This is a genomic window from Flavobacterium sp. T12S277, from assembly GCF_048514875.1.
GTDB lineage: Bacteria > Bacteroidota > Bacteroidia > Flavobacteriales > Flavobacteriaceae > Flavobacterium.
On sequence record NZ_JBLYEG010000007.1, the window covers coordinates 224,777 to 241,677 of the forward strand.

Sequence of the window (16,901 nt, forward strand, 5' to 3'; positions counted from 1 at the left end):
ATCATTAAAATACGATAAAATGTTTAATAAATTTATTCAAAGACCTGTACTGTCGATAGTAATATCGCTTATAATCGTCTTTTTAGGAGTATTGTCGGTATTGAATTTACCTATTACGCAATTCCCTACAATCTCACCACCAATGGTGAACGTTACTGCTGATTATCCAGGATCTAATGGTGAATTGATGATCAAGGCGGTTATTATTCCTTTAGAAAGAGCCCTGAATGGAGTTCCGGGAATGAAATACATGGCGTCTGATGCCGGAAATGATGGTGAAGCAACTATAAAAGTAGTGTTTAACTTAGGAACAGATCCTAATCAGGCTGCGATTAATGTGCAGAACCGTGTGGCTTCGGTTACCAATAAACTACCTCCTTTGGTTATTAGAGAGGGGATTAAAATTACACGAGAAGTACCGAGTATGTTGATGTACGTGAATCTTTACAGTACAGATAAAAATACCGATATGAAATTCTTGTACAACTACGCCGATATCAACGTACTTTCAGAATTGAAAAGGGTAAACGGTATTGGTTCAGGAGATATTTTAGGAACTCGTGAATATGCGATGCGTATCTGGCTGAAACCAGATCGTATGCTGGCTTATAAAATTTCTGCCGATGAGGTAATGGAGGCATTATCAAGTCAGAGTTTGGAGGCTTCTCCGGGTAAAACAGGAGAAAGTTCCGGTAAACGTTCTCAGGCGTTTGAATATGTATTGAAGTATTCAGGACGTTTTACCACAAAAGAGCAGTATGGAAATATTGTGATCAAGTCAAATGCTAATGGAGAGCTTTTACGCTTGAAAGACATTGCTAATATTGAATTTGGCAGTTCGATGTATGATATTTACTCCAACTTAAATGGTAAGCCATCTGCGGCTATCGTATTAAAACAGTCTTTCGGAAGTAATGCCAATCAGGTTATTGAAGAGGTAAAGGCTAAATTGGAAAAAATCAAGCAAAAATTTCCAAAAGGAATGGATTATGAAATTTCATATGACGTTTCTAAGTTCCTGGATGCCTCTATCGAAAAGGTAATTCACACTTTGGTTGAAGCTTTTATTCTGGTAGGTTTAGTCGTATTCCTTTTCTTAGGCGACTGGCGTTCGACCGTTATTCCGGCAATTGCGGTACCGGTATCGTTAATTGGAACCTTTGTGTTCATGACATTCTTTGATATTTCATTGAACTTAATCACCTTGTTTGCCTTAGTATTGGCAATTGGGGTCGTCGTCGATGATGCGATTGTAGTGATTGAAGCCGTTCACGCCAAGATGGAAGAAGAGCATTTGTCGGCGTTTAAAGCGACTAAAAAAGCGATGCATGAAATTGCAGGGGCGATTATTGCGATCACCTTCCTGATGGCGGCAGTATTTATTCCTGTTGCATTCATGTCAGGTCCTGTGGGAGTATTTTACAGACAGTTTTCGGTTACTATGGCAACAGCAATTATACTTTCGGGTATTGTAGCTTTGACATTGACACCGGCACTTTGTGCGATGATGTTGAAAAATAATCACGGTCAGCCTAAAAAGAAAACACCGATCAATGTATTTATAGATGGTTTTAACAATAAGTTTAACCTGGCTCAGGGTAAATATCAAAATGTATTGGCCAAAATCGTAAACAGAAGAGCTGTTACTATAATCGCTTTGGTAGGATTTTGTGCCGGAACATGGTTAATAAGCAGTACCGTTCCGTCCGGATTTATTCCGAATGAGGATCAGGGAATGTTTTATGCGGTTATTCAGACACCTCCGGGTTCATCATTAGAAAGAACTAATAATATTGCAGAAAGAGTCCAAAAAATTGCTGAAGATATTGATGGGGTGAAATCGGTTTCCTCGTTAGCGGGTTACGAAATTCTGTCTGAAGGTACTGGAGCAAACTCAGGAACCTGTTTGGTAAATCTTAAAGACTGGAGCGAAAGAAAAGAATCTGTTTTGGAGATTATGCATGAGATGGAGGAAAAATGTAAAGACATTGCGGGAGCAAATATCGAATTTTTCCAACCGCCTGCTGTACCGGGATATGGTGCTGCGGGAGGATTTGAGCTTCGTTTATTAGATAAAACGGGTTCAGGAGATTACAAAAAAACAGAGCAGGTAAATAACGATTTTGTTGCTGAATTGAACAGACATCCGGAATTATCAAATGTCTTTAGTTTTTATAGTTCCAGTTTCCCTCAATACATGATGAAAGTCGACAACGATTTGGCACAACAAAAGGGTGTTTCTATCGAAAATGCGATGAACACTTTGTCAACTCTTGTGGGAAGTAACTACGAAATTAGTTTTATTAAATTCGGAATCAACTACAAAGTAATCGTTCAGGCTTCGCCGGAGTATCGTGCTCAGCCGGATGATATTTTAAAGCTGTATGTAAAAAACAACCGCGATGAAATGGTGCCTTTTTCTGCTTTCATGAGATTGGAAAAGGTATACGGCCTTTCTGAAATTACCCGCCACAATATGTACACTTCTACACAAATTAGTGGTTCTGCGGCACCGGGTTATAGTTCTGGTACGGCCATTAAAGTAATTCAGGAAGTAGCCGCCAAAAAATTGCCTAGAGGATATGACATTGACTGGGCAGGTATTTCTGCCGATGAGGTGGCACAGGGGAATCAGGCTATTTGGGTATTCCTGATCTGTTTGGGATTTGTGTATCTGGTACTGGCAGCGCAATACGAGAGTTTTATCTTGCCATTATCTGTAATTCTTTCTTTACCGGCAGGTATTTTTGGAGCTTTCCTTTTACTGAAATTAACCGGATTGGAAAACAATATTTATGCACAGGTGGCCATGGTAATGCTTATTGGTTTACTGGGTAAAAATGCCGTACTGATTGTAGAGTTTGCGATTCAGCGACATGCCGCGGGCAAATCAGTTCTTGAAGCAGCAATGGAAGGAGCTAAAGCGAGGTTCCGTCCAATTTTGATGACTTCATTTGCTTTTATTGCCGGTTTATTACCGCTTGCTTTTGCTACCGGTCCGGGGAAAATTGGAAACCGTACTATTGGTACAGCCGCTGCGGGAGGTATGCTTATCGGAACTATTTGCGGGGTCTTTGTAATTCCGGGCTTGTATTACATTTTTGGAAAAATAGCAGAGAAACACAAATTGGTGAAACATGAAGAAGAGAATCCATTAACAGAAGAAATTGATAACAATCATGTATAAATTCAAAACCTATCAATACGGTATTGCATTGAGTATATGTCTTACGGTTGCAGGGTGTAAAGCCCCTGCTCCTGAGACAGCAGTAACAAGCACGCCGGTTCCGGAGTCATTTGGTACAACAACCCAAACTCTAGATGCAAACAATAACACCTCAGCACTAAGCTGGAAAGATTATTTTAAAGATCAAAATCTGGTTGACCTTATTGATGTTGCCCTGAAGAATAATCAGGAGTTAAACATTACGTTGCAGGAAATCGAAATTGCAAGAAATGACATTCGTGTGAAAAAAGGACTTTTATTACCAACTGTTGGTGTTCGCGCCGGAGCAGGAGTAGAAAAAGTAGGTCGTTATACCAGTCAGGGTGCGGGTGATGCCAACACCGAGATCAAACCGGGTGTAGAAACCCCTGATCCGTTGGGAGATTTTACCATTTCGGCTTATGCCAATTGGGAGGTCGACATCTGGAAAAAACTGCGCAACTCTAAGAAAGCAGCTTTAAACCGCTATTTAGCAACTGTTGAAGGGAAAAACTTTGTGATTACCAATCTTATTGCTGAAGTGGCCGATTCGTATTACGAATTACTGGCTTTAGATACGCAGTTGGATATTGTAAAACAAACCATCAAATTGCAGAGCAATGCTTTAGAAATTGTAAAAATTCAAAAGCAAGCCGCCAGAGCTACCGAACTAGGGGTGAAGAAATTTGAGGCAGAGGTTTTAACTTCAAAAAGTCTTGAATTTGGAATTCTTCAGCAGATAAAAGAAACGGAAAATAAAATCAACTTTTTATTGGGAAGATATCCGCAGGAAATCAAAAGAACCAATACCAACAACTTCCTGAGTTTGTTACCGGCAGCGGTTAGTTCAGGAATTCCGTCTCAGTTATTGGCGAATCGCCCTGATGTTAAGCAGGCAGAATTAGAATTAGTAGCTTCAAAATTGGATGTAAAAGCGGCTCGTGCCGAGTTTTATCCTTCCTTAAATATTTCGGCTGCGATAGGAGTACAGGCTTTTAAACCTTCTTATTTGCTTACTTTTCCGGAATCTATTTTGTATTCGTTGGCCGGAGATCTTGCTGCACCTTTAATTAACAGAAATGCAATTAAAGCCGAATTTGCCAGTGCAAATGCAAGACAGCTTCAGGCGCTGTACAATTACGATCGTACCATTTTGAACGCTTACTTAGAAGTGTCCAACCAGCTTTCTAAGATCGAAAACCTGCAAAAAGGTTATGATCTTAAATCGCAACAGGTAGATGCCTTAAATACTTCAATAGACGTTTCTAACGATTTGTTTAAATCGGCCAGAGTCGATTATTTTGAAGTTTTAATGACACAACGTGATGCATTAGAAGCAAAATTAGAATTGGTAGATACTAAAAAAGAACAATTAAATGCTGCAGTCCATGTGTACAGAGACTTAGGCGGTGGTTGGAAATAGGAGTAATAGTTAGTTTGTAGATAAAAAGCCTTTCAGGAGTAAATTCCCGAAAGGCTTTTTTAGTTGATCGTGGAAGTTTAAATGTGTGCGATAGCGTATTACTCTTTTTTAGTATTGTTTATTAATTCTATAATCTTTGAAGCCACTCCGCTTGACGACTGAAAATTTTGTCCGGTGACAATTCTTCCGTCTGTTTCGACATGGGAGACGTTACGTGCCGAAAACTTAAAAGTGCCGCCTCTTTCTTCAATTGTTTTTTGAATTAAAAAGGGGAAGTACTTAAAATATTCGTCACCTTGTTTTTCATAGGAATCCGGGTAACCGCTAATTTTTTTCCCTGCTACCAAATAAGCACCATCACTCGTTTTTAAGTTCACTATTCCTGCAGTTCCGTGGCAAACAGAAGAGATAATCCCCTTGTTCTCCTCATATACTTTTAAAGCAATAGTCTGAATTTCTTTATTTTCAGGCACATCATACATCGCAGCTCCACCACCAATGTAATGAACAGCTTTGTAAATTTTGGAATCAATTTCTGCTGGTTTTTTGGTGTTTTTCAGGGCATACATAAAATCCGGATCAAATAAATATTGCTTTTGTAAAGCGTCGGAGGTGTTGATATAGGCTAATGGAGCACTTCCGCCTTCCGGGCTCACAAAATCAACCGTATAACCTGCTGTTTTAAAAGTATGGTAAGCGTTTGCGATTTCAGGAAAACTATTGCCTGTTGCCAGGTTCGATTTACCATAATAGTGCGCATTAGAAACAATAAACAGTATGCGCTGTCCCGACTTGTTCGTACTTAAACTACTCGCCGATTTGCTGATTATTTTCCATTCACCCTGAAGCTTTTTGAGTAAAAACAAATCAATAAACTCCATTTTTTTGTCGGGAATCAATATCTCTGCTTTGGCTAAAGCGATATTGTTATACAAATCAATTGAAATTATTCTGCCCAGACGGCCATTAAATTGTCCGGGATTGTCTTTCTTAAACCATTTAGCATATTCGCTGGCAGGTACAATCCAAAGCTCCTTGTCTTTATGACTTAAAAAGAGATTGGCCTCAGCATAAAATGCCTTTTCGATGTTTTCAGGTCTGTTGTAAGAACTGCCATCAATGTAATTTTCAATGCATTTTTTAATGGAAGCCTCTTCGGTCTGCGCCAATAAATAACCTGACGACAATAATAGTGCAATAAAATAGATAACTTTTTTCATAAGCTTTTTGAAATTTAATTTTTCGCAAAGCTATAGGGAGGGAAATTGAATGGGGAATAAATATATACTTTAGGACTCCTAATGTATAAATTGAGAGAAAAAAATCAGGTTTTTGCGTAATTTACAGGTGTTGTACCTGTCGCTTTTTTAAAGGCGCTGTAAAAAGTACTGCTCGAATTGAAGCCACAATATTCGGCTACCACTTCCATTTTTAGATTGCTGTCCTGTTTCAGAATTTTCTTTGCTTCTTCAATTCGGTATTCATTTATAAATTGCGTGTAACTTTTGTTCAGATTATCATTTAAAAATTGCGACAAAAGCTGCGGACGTACCTTGATTTCCTGTGCCAATATACTTAAGGTCAGATTCGGATTTTTGTGCATGTTTTTGGAATGAAAAGCAACCTGTATTTTTTCAAGAATATGATCGACTTCTTCGCTTTCTATTTTGTTGACATATTTTTCTTTTTTAGGAAGTACCTTAAAAGTCTGATTTCGTTTGTAAAATACCACCATACCGGACAGATATAAAGCAAAAGAAAGTGACAGCGCCCCCGAAATATAAGAAGTATAGGTAGCTGTAAAATAAGCCAGCCAGATCAGAAAGACACCGCCTAGTACCGAGAGCATCCAAACCTCATCATAATTAACCTTACCAGACTTTGTTATAATCTTCTCAAATAATTGTTTCAGCGAAAATGCGGAGAGCACAACAAAGACAATCCATTGTAAATTGATAATGAAATAAATGTATTTTTTCCATAATACTAAATGGGTCTGGTAAGGAGCAAGGACTCCCACAAAGACAATAAGTAATAATAGAAAAAGAATGGAATACTTCGCTAAAGTTACATTTAAGGAATTTAGTTTAGCCTTGATATAAAAAAACAGAAAGGGACCTATTAGAAAACAAGCCGATAAACCGATTTGCAGATAGGTCTTTGAAATCGTAGGGTTAAAGTAAAAAAAGATGGACTTCCAGATTCGGATACTCAGAACGGCTAGTAAGCCACCCAAAAAGAAGTTGGAAATGTTCTTTTCTTTGGTAAAGAAGAAAAAGTACAGGCTTAAGATTGTGCTGTTGAATGCACCTAATGCGCTGAAGAAAAATAATATCTGGTTGTCTAAATACATTTGCTTATGATACAGTTCTAAATCGCTTTTCTGTTTTACGGCAAAAGTTCACAACTTTGTAAAATTGTGAACTTTGTGGCTGTATTCCTTCGGCTAAGATAAAAATTCCTGTGAAAGAAAAATAAGCAATTATCAGATATTTCGCAATTGGTTAAAATTGCTTTTAGCAGACGCTTTTTTACTTATTTGGCTTGACGATTACTGCTAAACGAATCCCGGAACATCTTCCAGCCTTTGTCCGTTTTCTTCCAAAGAACCAGAAACTTACCGTCGTCCATTAATTCACCTTTTAAGTTGTAAGACTGCCATAAACCTTCTTCGGTTACGTATTTTACACCATCACCATATACCGCTGTGGTGATAAATTTTCCGCCTCGTAAGCCATATTCATCGTAAGCTTTTCTAAAAAAATCGGCAGCACCTTCTTTCCCATAGATTTGAGGAGCATTTGGCAATAAAATGGACGCGTCTTCAGCATATCGATCTATAAATATTGACGGATCGTTGTTTTTAAAGGAATCAAAATAGATGGCGTTGCTTTTTTGAATTGCATTTTTTGCTTCGTCTAAAGCTGCTGTTTCAGTGTTTGGTGCAGAATTACAGCTGGAAAGCAGTAAGACAAGGACAAAGAGTTTTAATGCCGCATAAACGTGATTTCGGTTTAATCCCGATGAGTTGTTAAAAGTATTCATATTAAAGTTTTTAGATTTACTATTATTTTTATCAAAGGTAGTAAGCGTAAAAACTTCTGAATTGTACAAATCGGAACTGTTTTTTTATTAAGGTGTTAAGGTTCTGAGGTGCTAAGCTGCTAAGGGATAGTGTTGTTAATGCTCAATAGTACCTTTAAAGAATTAATTGATTGATCGGGAATTGATTCTCTAAATAGGAAGTTGGTGTTGTTCCGGTAAACGATTTAAAATCCCTTATAAAATGAGACTGATCAAAATAACCGGAATCATAAGCAATAGAGGTAAAAGGGTATTCGGTATTGTTGATGAGCTTCAGACTGTGTTGAAAACGTTTAATTTTGTTGAACAATTTCGGGGCAAGTCCGGTATGCTGGAACACCAGTTTATGAAGATAACGTGGCGTTATACCGTATTTTGCCGAAATGTTGTTGATGTTGCTTTCGGTTGGCTCGTTTAGTAAACTCGATAAAATATGGGCTACTTTTTCAATTTTGCCCGATCGCTTAGGGTTTGTTATTATTTTTTTGATTAAAAATGTTTCGATCAGCTCAATTCTTTTTTGGATATCGGGAGTTTCTAAAAGCTGACTGTGTAAGCTCTTTATCGGATTGCCAATTATGTCTTCGAGATCGAAAATCTGATTGTTAAATACTCCAATTTCGTCCTTAAAAAAGTAGGCTGCGGTATGCGTATAAAACCGAATGCCCAGCATCGTATGTTTGCCTTTTGATTTTATAGGAAGAGGTTTGGTGATCTGCCCCCACAATTCAATTTTTGGAGTTTTGTGAAAGTTTTTATCCACCAATGACTCCCAAATCCCATCGCCAAGATTAAAAATGATTTCCATTTCACCACTCGGAAACACAGTATCTTCAAATGCTACATCTGAATCGGATTCAAAAATATAGTAATGTTTGATATAAGGTTTTAGAATTTCGGATGGTGAAAAATGTTGTAATTGCATTTTACTGACGTTTAATTCTCAAATAGTAAATGGATTTTTATTGTTAACTTGTTGACAAGTGTAAAGTTATGAAAAAATGCAAAACAAATTTAAAATTGTAAAACTGCCCCATCACAAAGACAGGTTTGAGTACTGCAATCGAAATGTTTCGGTTTAATAGGATCGGACTGCTTTAAACCAGTATCACTCCTGCATTTTGATACGGTTTTAAACTTTCATCTTCCGGAGCAATATTAGTCACCAATACATTAATATCCTTAATTGGACAGACTGAATACGCTTCAGCTGTTCCTACTTTTTCGATAGAACCCAAAGCAATGACAAAATCAGAGTGCTGAATCATGTTTCTTTTTATTTGCGAATCATCGTATAAAACGCCGGTAACCCCACGCTCGTGATGAATGCTGCAGAGTCCGAGAATACAAATGTCGGCCCTGAAGTTTCTAAAAAAATCGATCGTTTCAATACTGGCAGTAGTAAAAGAAGTTTTGCACATTCGTCCTCCTGCAAAAATCAATTCAATATTAGGTAAATCTTCAATGAGTGCCGCTACAGGAAAGCTGTTTGTGATCACGGTGATCTTTAAATCGTAAGGGAAACTGGCGACTAAAGCCAATGAAGTTGTTCCCCCATCGATAAAAACAACCTGACCGTCTTTTAAATAAGAGATTGCTTTTTCGGCAATTATCTTTTTGTTTTCAAGATCGTGTTTTTCCCTGTTTCTAAAATGCAGCGGAATCGGAGAAGGAGCAACCGCACCGCCACGAACAGCCTTTAACAATCCCTGATCCGAAAGCTCTTTCACATCTCGTCTTATCGTGTCTTCAGACACATTTAAATAAGCACTAAGCTCCATTAAAGTAAGCCGGTGTTCTTTTGATAAGTATTCTAAAATTACTTTTTGACGTTCTTCTTTTTTCATTCGATGCAAATTTATATTGCAAAAATAAGTTAAAATTGCAATACTTTGCAATATTTGCGTAAATTTGTTGCAAAATTAATCAAGATGAAAAAGAAAACGATTGCCATTGACATGGATGGCGTACTTGCCGATATCGAAATACAGTTAATAAAACAGTACAATAACGAGAGCGGAGCCTCACTTACCAAAGAAACTATTCAGGGGCTGAATGAAGAAGACGCTTTTAAAGACAGAACTCTTTTGCGTGAAATTTTAAATGCCGATAATTTTTTTAGAAGTCTGCCTGTAATGCCGGATGCTGTCGAAAGTGTACGCCGATTACAGGAAAACTTTGAAATTTTTATTGTTTCTGCTGCGACCGAATTTCCGGTATCATTGGCCGAGAAAGTAGCCTGGCTTGCAGAACATTTTCCTTTTATCACTTGGGAAAACATTATTTTATGCGGAAGTAAAAGAATCATCAATACCGATTATATGATTGACGATCACCGTAAAAATTTAGATCATTGTATGGGAAAACCGATCATGTTTACAGCATTCCATAACGTTAATCAGACACATCACTTAAGAGTAAACAACTGGAAAGAAGCCGTTGAAGTTTTAGAAAAAGACATCGTAACGGATTTGAACTAAGTTTTTTCAGCATGTATTCTACAGATTTTGCGGATTTTTTTCTCAAACTAAAGGATAAAATAAATCCGCAAAGTCCATAAGATAATAGGCTGTAAGTTCAGATGATTTCGTAGATCAGCAAGTAACAAACAGGTTTGGTCCGATAGGAAACATTAGGATGGGTTATTCAAGTAAAGTAAGTGTTCTATTTGTTAGTTCATTTTTATACTTCAAAACATCATCTACACTTGATAATAAATATTCATTATTTTCAATATTAAGTTTCATTTTAGAGTCAGTGAAAATTAATTTACAAATGATTTTTTTAGGATGTTCGTCAATACTAATGTTGAAAAAACTTTTAAAATCTTTGAAGAAAATTCTTTGGCTAGGTATTTTTCTATTTTGGATTAACAATGTTCTGATGGTGTGATAAGCCTGAATTTCAGATTCAGTTGTAATAATTCCACCAGTATTTGAATTTGATTCGGCAACAACTTTTTTATCATATAGAGATTTCAATAAAGCAGAATTGATCATTTTGATCATTTTTCCCTGAGTTTCATCATTAAATTTGGTTTTAAAACTCATATTGCGATGAATGATTTTTAATAAATCTTTTGAAGGAGCAATAAATTCCTTTAACAGACTTGTTTCAAAATCCTCAGCGAAAACAGCTTCCTGAGCTGTATTTATAATTTCATTGACCACAATATATCTTTTGTCAAACTTGATTAAAGTTTCGAGATCTCTATCTGAATAATTAGATAAGTTGAATACAAAGAATGGCTTGTTATCAATTACATTTGGTTGTAAAATATCGGAGTAAAATCTATATTCAATTCCATTAGTTAAAATAGCAATTCTGGAATTTTTCGTATTATTGAAATAACCGTTTAATTGACCTGCTTCTTTATCGCTTAATTTACTATTGTATTTTTTTGCTTCGATTAAAATGGTTTCCTTTTTATTTAGCAAAATAGCATAATCAATTTTTTGGCTGATACGTTCACCAAAATCAGCATTATATTCTGGGATCAAATCATTCGGAAAATAATTTAGAAGATGAAAAAAGGGCTCTATTAAAAACTTACGAGTTTGAGCTTCATTGGTACACAACTCAATCGCATCATTAATTTTAAAGTTCTCCAGCGTTTTTTTTAATTGATTGATAGATTGTTTTGGAATATTGGTGGTCATTTTTTTGGATTGTTAGTTTGACAAATTATGCGATTTAGAAAGATAATAAAAATTTATTAGGTCATGAGTTTCTAAAGATTATTGCTTAAAAAAAACAAATATCATGATTAAATTAATATCTCCTTTACGGAAAACCACATTAGCATAGATTAAATTATGAATGTTTAAAACTAAGATTTCTCTTTTGTAATCTAATAGGTATTTATACCTGTTTAATTTAATGGAGTTAATTTGGAATCTTTCCTTATACTGTGATAGGAAACTAAATTGATTATGTACAGCCTAAAGCCTATAGCTTATAGCTAAAATATACAGGAATTTTTTATCAACCTGTTTTTTGAAGGAAAAGCCTTTTGAGAGTAATCTTGAAAGGTTTTTTATTTTCAGTTCATCAGGAGCTTAGGGATTGCAATTACGATGTTAAATTTTAGTTTGTATTTATTTCGGTATGGATAGGTTTGCTTTAAATCCTTTATCGGGCTCTGTCTCAAAATCAATAAATCCTTTAACAGCCTGAATGCGGTGTTCCATGTTTTGCAGACCATTTTTTGCGGTACTGGCTTTTTCAAAACCTTTACCGTTATCCGTATAATGTATGGAGATTGATTTTTCGTTATTTTCAAACTTTATTCCAACTATACTAGCCTGGCTGTGTTTTTTCATGTTCACCATTAATTCCTGTAAAATCCTGCTGATGGTAATTTTTTTGGTATCGTTAATCGCCTCCCAATTGATCGTCTCTAAGTTGGTTACAATGATATTTCTTTCGTTGGTATTGTAAGTCGAGAGCATTTCTTTGATGCTGCTGGTAAAATTTACACCGGTATCAATTTTATTGTTCTCTCTCGAAATTCCTCTTACACGACCGTAAATATCGTCTAATTTTTGGAGCAGATTCTCTTTGGTACTTTCTTTGGACAGCGATTGGGACTCGGCAAAAGCAATCACATGGAATACATCATTTGCTAGTTCATCGTGGATTTTTTTTGCAATTCGGGCTTCGGTTATATAGGAAGTTTTAAATTCGATCGCTCTGTTTTTATTTTTATAGTAGCGAATTACAATTACAATTAGAACCACTAAGAAGAAGAAAATAATTGCAGATACAATTCTCAGGTACTGAGCTCTTTGGAGAGATAGTTGATTTTCTGCTTTTTCTAAACGAAGCTTTGCATTTTCATCCTTTTCTTTTTTAGCATCGTATTTAATTTTGGCGAACTTATTTTTGAAGTTGTTTCTGACCTTAATAATGCTGTCGTTTAAAGTAAAGTACTTTTGAACGTATTTGCTATTTTGGGGACTGTGATCGTTTGAAATTAAAATTTGCAGTGCTTCCAGTCTTTCGTCTACACTGTTTAGTTTTGTGGCAATGTCATAAGCTGCAAGAGCATTTTCGTCTGATTTTTGGATGTCTTTTTTAGCATAATAATCGGCGAGGTGCAGATAACTTTCAATACTGCCGTAGGTATCTTTAATTTCAGTTCTGATCTGGAACGCTTCATTCATTAAAAGGAAACCTTTTTGGTCCATTCCATTCTTGAAGTAAGCATAACCCAAGTTATCCGTAACCAGGGATCTTTTATTAGCATGAACTTTTTCTTTTAATAACTGATTACTTAAAAGAGATTCTAAAAGAGTGATCGCATTGTTATATTTTTTCTGTTGGATATAAACGGCTGCGATATTGTTTAAAGGGTATAGCTTTTCAATTGGAGTTACATAGTCTTTGACTGCTTCTTTGTAATAAAAAATAGCATCATTGTAAAGGGAAAGTTCTTTATCAGCAACACCTAATAGATTGTTTATAGACGCTGTGTAAACACTTTTTTTCTTAACATAAGACAGTGCTTCGGTAGCCGTTTCCTTGCCGCCATAATAATCTCCGTTAAATTGCTGAATTGCTGCTATTTGAATTAGTACATATCCAATGTTGGCACTATCTTTTATAGTTTCAAAGAGTAGTTTGGATTTATGATATTGATAAAAGGCGGTGTTGAAGTTTTGTTTATTGTAATTTTCAACCCCTTGGTTTCGTAAACTAAGAGCTTTTTTTCGGATAGTTTCTGTGTTTGTATTTAGAACCTTTTTTTCTTTGCAGGAAAACAGAAAAAGAAGAAGAATAAAATAAAAAAACGGGGACCGTAACATATAAATTTACTTTCCCCGAAAATAGTAATTAATTAGATACTAAAAATAATATCTTTATTAAATCTCTGGTGGTGGTGGAGGAGGTGGTGTTCCATCGCCAGGACCATCTGCAAAAGTTGGTTTTGCAGGCTCAATAGATTTCTTTGTTTCCTGTTTGGTTTGAGTTTCGTATTCATCAGGTGTACAGGAGAACATGGTGAATAGTATCGTGAAAGCGATAAAAATTATTAGCTTTTTCATTTTATTTAGATTTAGAAATTAGACATGGGTATTGCTGACCGGAGTTGATCCGGAGGTTGGTTAGGACAATACCAATTTGGTTTTTTGGGAAGTACAATGTGTAGAACTGTAAGACGTTATCTATACTTCCCGAATAAATTCGGTCTTACTGTTTTTTTACACTGTTAATTTGAACTAGTTTTATATTTTTGTTTTAATCTGCAGATAAAACTTGAACTAATTTCTATGGCAAAGTAAAGACGCTTTTAAGCCTTTATTGGTAAGGGATTCCCAGAATTCCCACGTTTTCCTGAGATTCCCAAAAATTCCTAAAAAATCCTAAAAAAATAACATGCATAGCCAGACTTTAGAAGAATTTAAAAAAGCGATTAAGAATAAATATGAGATTGAGAAAGAAGGAGAATATTTCGATTATTTGTACAACCCCTCCCGCGGAAAACTCCGTGATTTGTGTTGGATTATCTACGAAAATAACCCGACTCAGGACGATTTAAATGTTTTTAGAAATTTATTGTGTTTGGAATTTGACCATACGAGAAAGAATAAGTTTAACGAACAAAAAGACAAGTTCAGACCCATCGAAACGTTTTTTAAAGGCGAAACAGACCCATCGAATATTGATGCGATAAATCTGGCGGCTGTTATCGTCGATTTTCAGCCACGCCCTTTTAAAAAGTTCAATGAAAAGTGCCGAATCAATGAGGCCAAACACATGGTAAGTGTTGTCGAAATGAATGCAGCGGCTCAGATAGAGATCATAGAAGAAGGTAATCTTGTGGAAAGCTACCCTCAAAAAGGAAATCGTTTCTATAATTTTAAGTACGTACTCTCTAAAAAAATAGTCAAGAAAATCTATCCAAGAAAAATAATTACAGCTACGGTTGGGGCGGTCGCTTTTGTGTCTTCTGCGCGTTTGTACTTTGTGAAGAAAAAAGACCAAACGGAATAGTTTCTAATGGAAGTAGGGAAGCATTCTCAAAAATAGAATGCGTGAAGAAAGGTGTAAAAGAATAATTTTTTGAGGCGCAATTTGGGCGTTTAGATAGTTTGTTTTTCGGCATATAGGTACTGTTATTTATACTATAAAGATAAGAAAAAATAACCAATAAACCTAGTGAATACAAGGAAAATAGGTGTTTTTTTGCTATAAAAAAGCACTTTTTTTTTGGGAACCTTGTGGCCCTATAACCTTAATTTTTATGCCGAAATAATTTGTTTTAGAGCTAATTGGATTGTCGTGAAATGGCTTTTTGCAGCGCAGGTAATTTTAGGATAAAAAATCTTTAAACCACAACCCCGAATGTTTAATAGTTCTTTGTTGTGTGTCGAAATCGACGTGTATTAATCCAAATCGGGCATTGTAACCCTCGGCCCATTCAAAATTATCGGTAAGCGTCCAGACAAAATAACCGTCCACTGCAAGGCCGTCTTTTTTGGCTTTGAGTATTTGCTCTAAATGATCCTGAATATAATGCGTGCGTTTGATGTCGTACACCTTTCCATTTTTTAGTGTGTCCGGAAAAGCGGCACCATTTTCGGTAATAATGATTTTTCTGATGCCTTCATACGCGTTGAATTTTTTGAGTACCTGATAAAGAGCAGGCGGGTACACTTCCCATCCCATGTCAGTTGAAATAACATTCCTTTTTTCGGCACTGATGAGTTCGGCACCAATGTAAGGAATGAGCAAAGACGATTTTACAACTTCGCGGGTGTAACATTGCAGACCGATAAAATCAAAGTCAAAAGACAAATTATTGAGATCATCTTCTACAATATAAGCATTTAGCTTTTTTAATACAGGCAGATCGGCCTGAGGATAACCTAAACCTAAAATAGGTTCAATAAAAGTTCGGTTTAATAGTGTATCCACTCTTTTTGCCGCCTCAACGTCTTTTGAAGAGGTTGTTGCCGGCTCAATATGTGTACAGGAAAATGTGGTGCCAATATGGGCATCCGGTATGTGGTTTCGAATTATTTTGGCACCCGCAGTTGTCGCTAAAGTTACATGGTGCATGGCTTTGAGGTAATTGGTAATGCCTTTTTTTCCCGGGGCATGAATCCCCAAAAAATATCCGGCTCCTGTAAAAACCGAAGGCTCGTTGATCACCATCCAGTTTTTAACACGATCACCAAAATGCTGCACACAAACGGCAACGTATGCTGAAAACCAACTAACTGATTCACGATTGGTCCAGCCTCCTTTTACTTCTAAATCATGCGGTAAATCCCAATGATAAAGTGTAATCCAGGGTTCTATTCCGGCGGAGAGCAGCGAATCAATAATTTTGTTGTAATAGGCTATTCCGGCCTCATTTACCGGAAGAACTCCGGTAGGCATGATTCTGGGCCAGCTAATCGAAAATCGAAAATTCGGAATGTTCAATTCACGGATTAAGTCAATATCGTTTTGGTACGAATTGTAAAAATCGCAAGCGGTTAAGGCATGATGTCCGTTTTTTATTTTTCCTTTTTGAGAAGTAAAAACATCCCAAATAGAACGTCCTTTGCCATCGGTATCAGGTGCGCCTTCAATTTGGAAAGCGGCGGTTGAAACACCCCACAAGAAATCATCTCCAAACTGGTTTTTGTGCAAAAATGAGGTCTCAACTTTATTCATTCAATTGTGCTTTCCTTTTTAAAATTGTCGTTTATTAATGAAGGAAAGAAGATTGCATCGCTCTTAAAAAAAGCCATTCTTTGAATGAAACCAGAAAATTTAGATTAAAGAATTTCATGATATTTAGTTTTAATCAAATTAATAAAACTAATGTGAATTAAATGTAAAGTGATTATTATCAAATGATTAAATGATTCTGGTTTGCCTTAAAAAGATCAATCTTCCCAACCGCAAAGGCTAAGTCCAAGACCTTGGGCACGCTTCAGCGTTACTTTCGTAATTTCACTGCGACAAGAGGTCAGACCACGGCAATTTTCATTGTAATGGAATTTTTTGGCACCTGTTGGACCGCAGATGTATACTTTGGCTTCAAATGGGTGAAAAGAGGCCGGAATTATAAGAAGAAGGAGTAAAATGTATTTCATAGGAATGGGTTTAGAGTATGTTCGTTATTGAATTAAAACAAAAGAATGTTTGGTAGATTCTTCGGTTTCAATTTTGCTTTTCAACGGAATAATTTTT

The 16,901-nt window shown here is 36.2% G+C and carries 14 protein-coding genes; 4 read left to right on the top strand and 10 right to left on the bottom strand.

Annotated features, from left to right (window positions below; genetic code table 11):
• Positions 1 to 19: 19 nt before the first annotated feature.
• On the top strand, positions 20 to 3,187 hold the full coding sequence (locus tag ACN1CN_RS12840; protein ID WP_419135945.1) for an efflux RND transporter permease subunit: 3,168 nt from the start codon (positions 20 to 22) through the stop codon (positions 3,185 to 3,187).
• Entirely contained in the window at positions 3,180 to 4,628 is a 1,449-nt protein-coding gene (locus tag ACN1CN_RS12845) for a TolC family protein (RefSeq protein ID WP_419135946.1), read from the top strand. Before ACN1CN_RS12840 ends, ACN1CN_RS12845 begins: the two co-directional genes overlap by 8 nt.
• A 98-nt stretch (positions 4,629 to 4,726) precedes the next feature.
• On the opposite strand, the gene ACN1CN_RS12850 is transcribed toward ACN1CN_RS12845, so the two are convergent.
• From ACN1CN_RS12850 to ACN1CN_RS12870, 5 genes are all read right to left on the bottom strand, one after another.
• Complete coding sequence (locus ACN1CN_RS12850; RefSeq protein WP_419135947.1) at positions 4,727 to 5,848, bottom strand: nuclear transport factor 2 family protein; 1,122 nt, start codon at positions 5,846 to 5,848, stop codon at positions 4,727 to 4,729.
• Between the two features lie 104 nt (positions 5,849 to 5,952).
• Positions 5,953 to 6,981, bottom strand: coding sequence for a helix-turn-helix transcriptional regulator (locus ACN1CN_RS12855; protein ID WP_419135948.1), 1,029 nt, complete (start codon positions 6,979 to 6,981; stop codon positions 5,953 to 5,955).
• Positions 6,982 to 7,163: 182 nt separating this feature from the next.
• Positions 7,164 to 7,673, bottom strand: a complete 510-nt coding sequence (locus ACN1CN_RS12860) for a YybH family protein (protein ID WP_419135950.1) — start codon at positions 7,671 to 7,673, stop codon at positions 7,164 to 7,166.
• A gap of 154 nt (positions 7,674 to 7,827) precedes the next feature.
• Positions 7,828 to 8,637, bottom strand: a complete 810-nt coding sequence (locus ACN1CN_RS12865) for a DUF6597 domain-containing transcriptional factor (RefSeq protein WP_419135951.1) — start codon at positions 8,635 to 8,637, stop codon at positions 7,828 to 7,830.
• A 172-nt stretch (positions 8,638 to 8,809) separates the two neighbouring features.
• On the bottom strand, positions 8,810 to 9,559 hold the full coding sequence (locus tag ACN1CN_RS12870; protein WP_291286808.1) for a DeoR/GlpR family DNA-binding transcription regulator: 750 nt from the start codon (positions 9,557 to 9,559) through the stop codon (positions 8,810 to 8,812).
• Between the two features lie 84 nt (positions 9,560 to 9,643).
• Here ACN1CN_RS12870 and ACN1CN_RS12875 point away from each other — a divergent pair, with 84 nt between their 5' ends.
• Positions 9,644 to 10,192 (top strand): 5' nucleotidase, NT5C type, encoded by a 549-nt coding sequence (locus tag ACN1CN_RS12875; RefSeq protein WP_419135952.1) that lies wholly within the window; start codon positions 9,644 to 9,646, stop codon positions 10,190 to 10,192.
• A 162-nt stretch (positions 10,193 to 10,354) separates the two neighbouring features.
• Here ACN1CN_RS12875 and ACN1CN_RS12880 read toward each other — a convergent pair whose 3' ends face one another.
• The 3 genes from ACN1CN_RS12880 to ACN1CN_RS12890 all read right to left on the bottom strand — a co-directional run bounded on the left by ACN1CN_RS12880 (position 10,355) and on the right by ACN1CN_RS12890 (position 13,759).
• Positions 10,355 to 11,371 carry a type I restriction enzyme HsdR N-terminal domain-containing protein gene (locus tag ACN1CN_RS12880; protein WP_419135953.1) on the bottom strand — a complete coding sequence of 339 codons (1,017 nt, stop codon included), beginning with the start codon at positions 11,369 to 11,371 and terminating at the stop codon, positions 10,355 to 10,357.
• 438 nt (positions 11,372 to 11,809) lie between these two features.
• Positions 11,810 to 13,519: an ATP-binding protein gene (locus tag ACN1CN_RS12885; protein WP_419135954.1), complete on the bottom strand. Its 1,710-nt coding sequence runs from the start codon at positions 13,517 to 13,519 to the stop codon at positions 11,810 to 11,812.
• A gap of 57 nt (positions 13,520 to 13,576) precedes the next feature.
• On the bottom strand, positions 13,577 to 13,759 hold the full coding sequence (locus ACN1CN_RS12890) for a hypothetical protein (RefSeq protein ID WP_419135955.1): 183 nt from the start codon (positions 13,757 to 13,759) through the stop codon (positions 13,577 to 13,579).
• A gap of 331 nt (positions 13,760 to 14,090) precedes the next feature.
• Here ACN1CN_RS12890 and ACN1CN_RS12895 point away from each other — a divergent pair, with 331 nt between their 5' ends.
• Positions 14,091 to 14,708 carry a hypothetical protein gene (locus tag ACN1CN_RS12895; protein ID WP_419135956.1) on the top strand — a complete coding sequence of 206 codons (618 nt, stop codon included), beginning with the start codon at positions 14,091 to 14,093 and terminating at the stop codon, positions 14,706 to 14,708.
• A 318-nt stretch (positions 14,709 to 15,026) separates the two neighbouring features.
• Here the strand turns inward: ACN1CN_RS12895 and ACN1CN_RS12900 are convergent, their stop codons facing one another.
• Together ACN1CN_RS12900 and ACN1CN_RS12905 are read right to left on the bottom strand one after the other, a co-directional pair.
• A complete protein-coding gene (locus tag ACN1CN_RS12900; protein ID WP_419135957.1) occupies positions 15,027 to 16,379 on the bottom strand; it encodes a GH1 family beta-glucosidase in 1,353 nt (450 codons plus the stop codon).
• Positions 16,380 to 16,594: 215 nt separating this feature from the next.
• The gene (locus ACN1CN_RS12905) at positions 16,595 to 16,804 is read right to left on the bottom strand and encodes a hypothetical protein (protein ID WP_419135958.1); all 210 of its coding nucleotides are present in this window, start codon (positions 16,802 to 16,804) and stop codon (positions 16,595 to 16,597) included.
• Positions 16,805 to 16,901 lie beyond the last annotated feature (97 nt).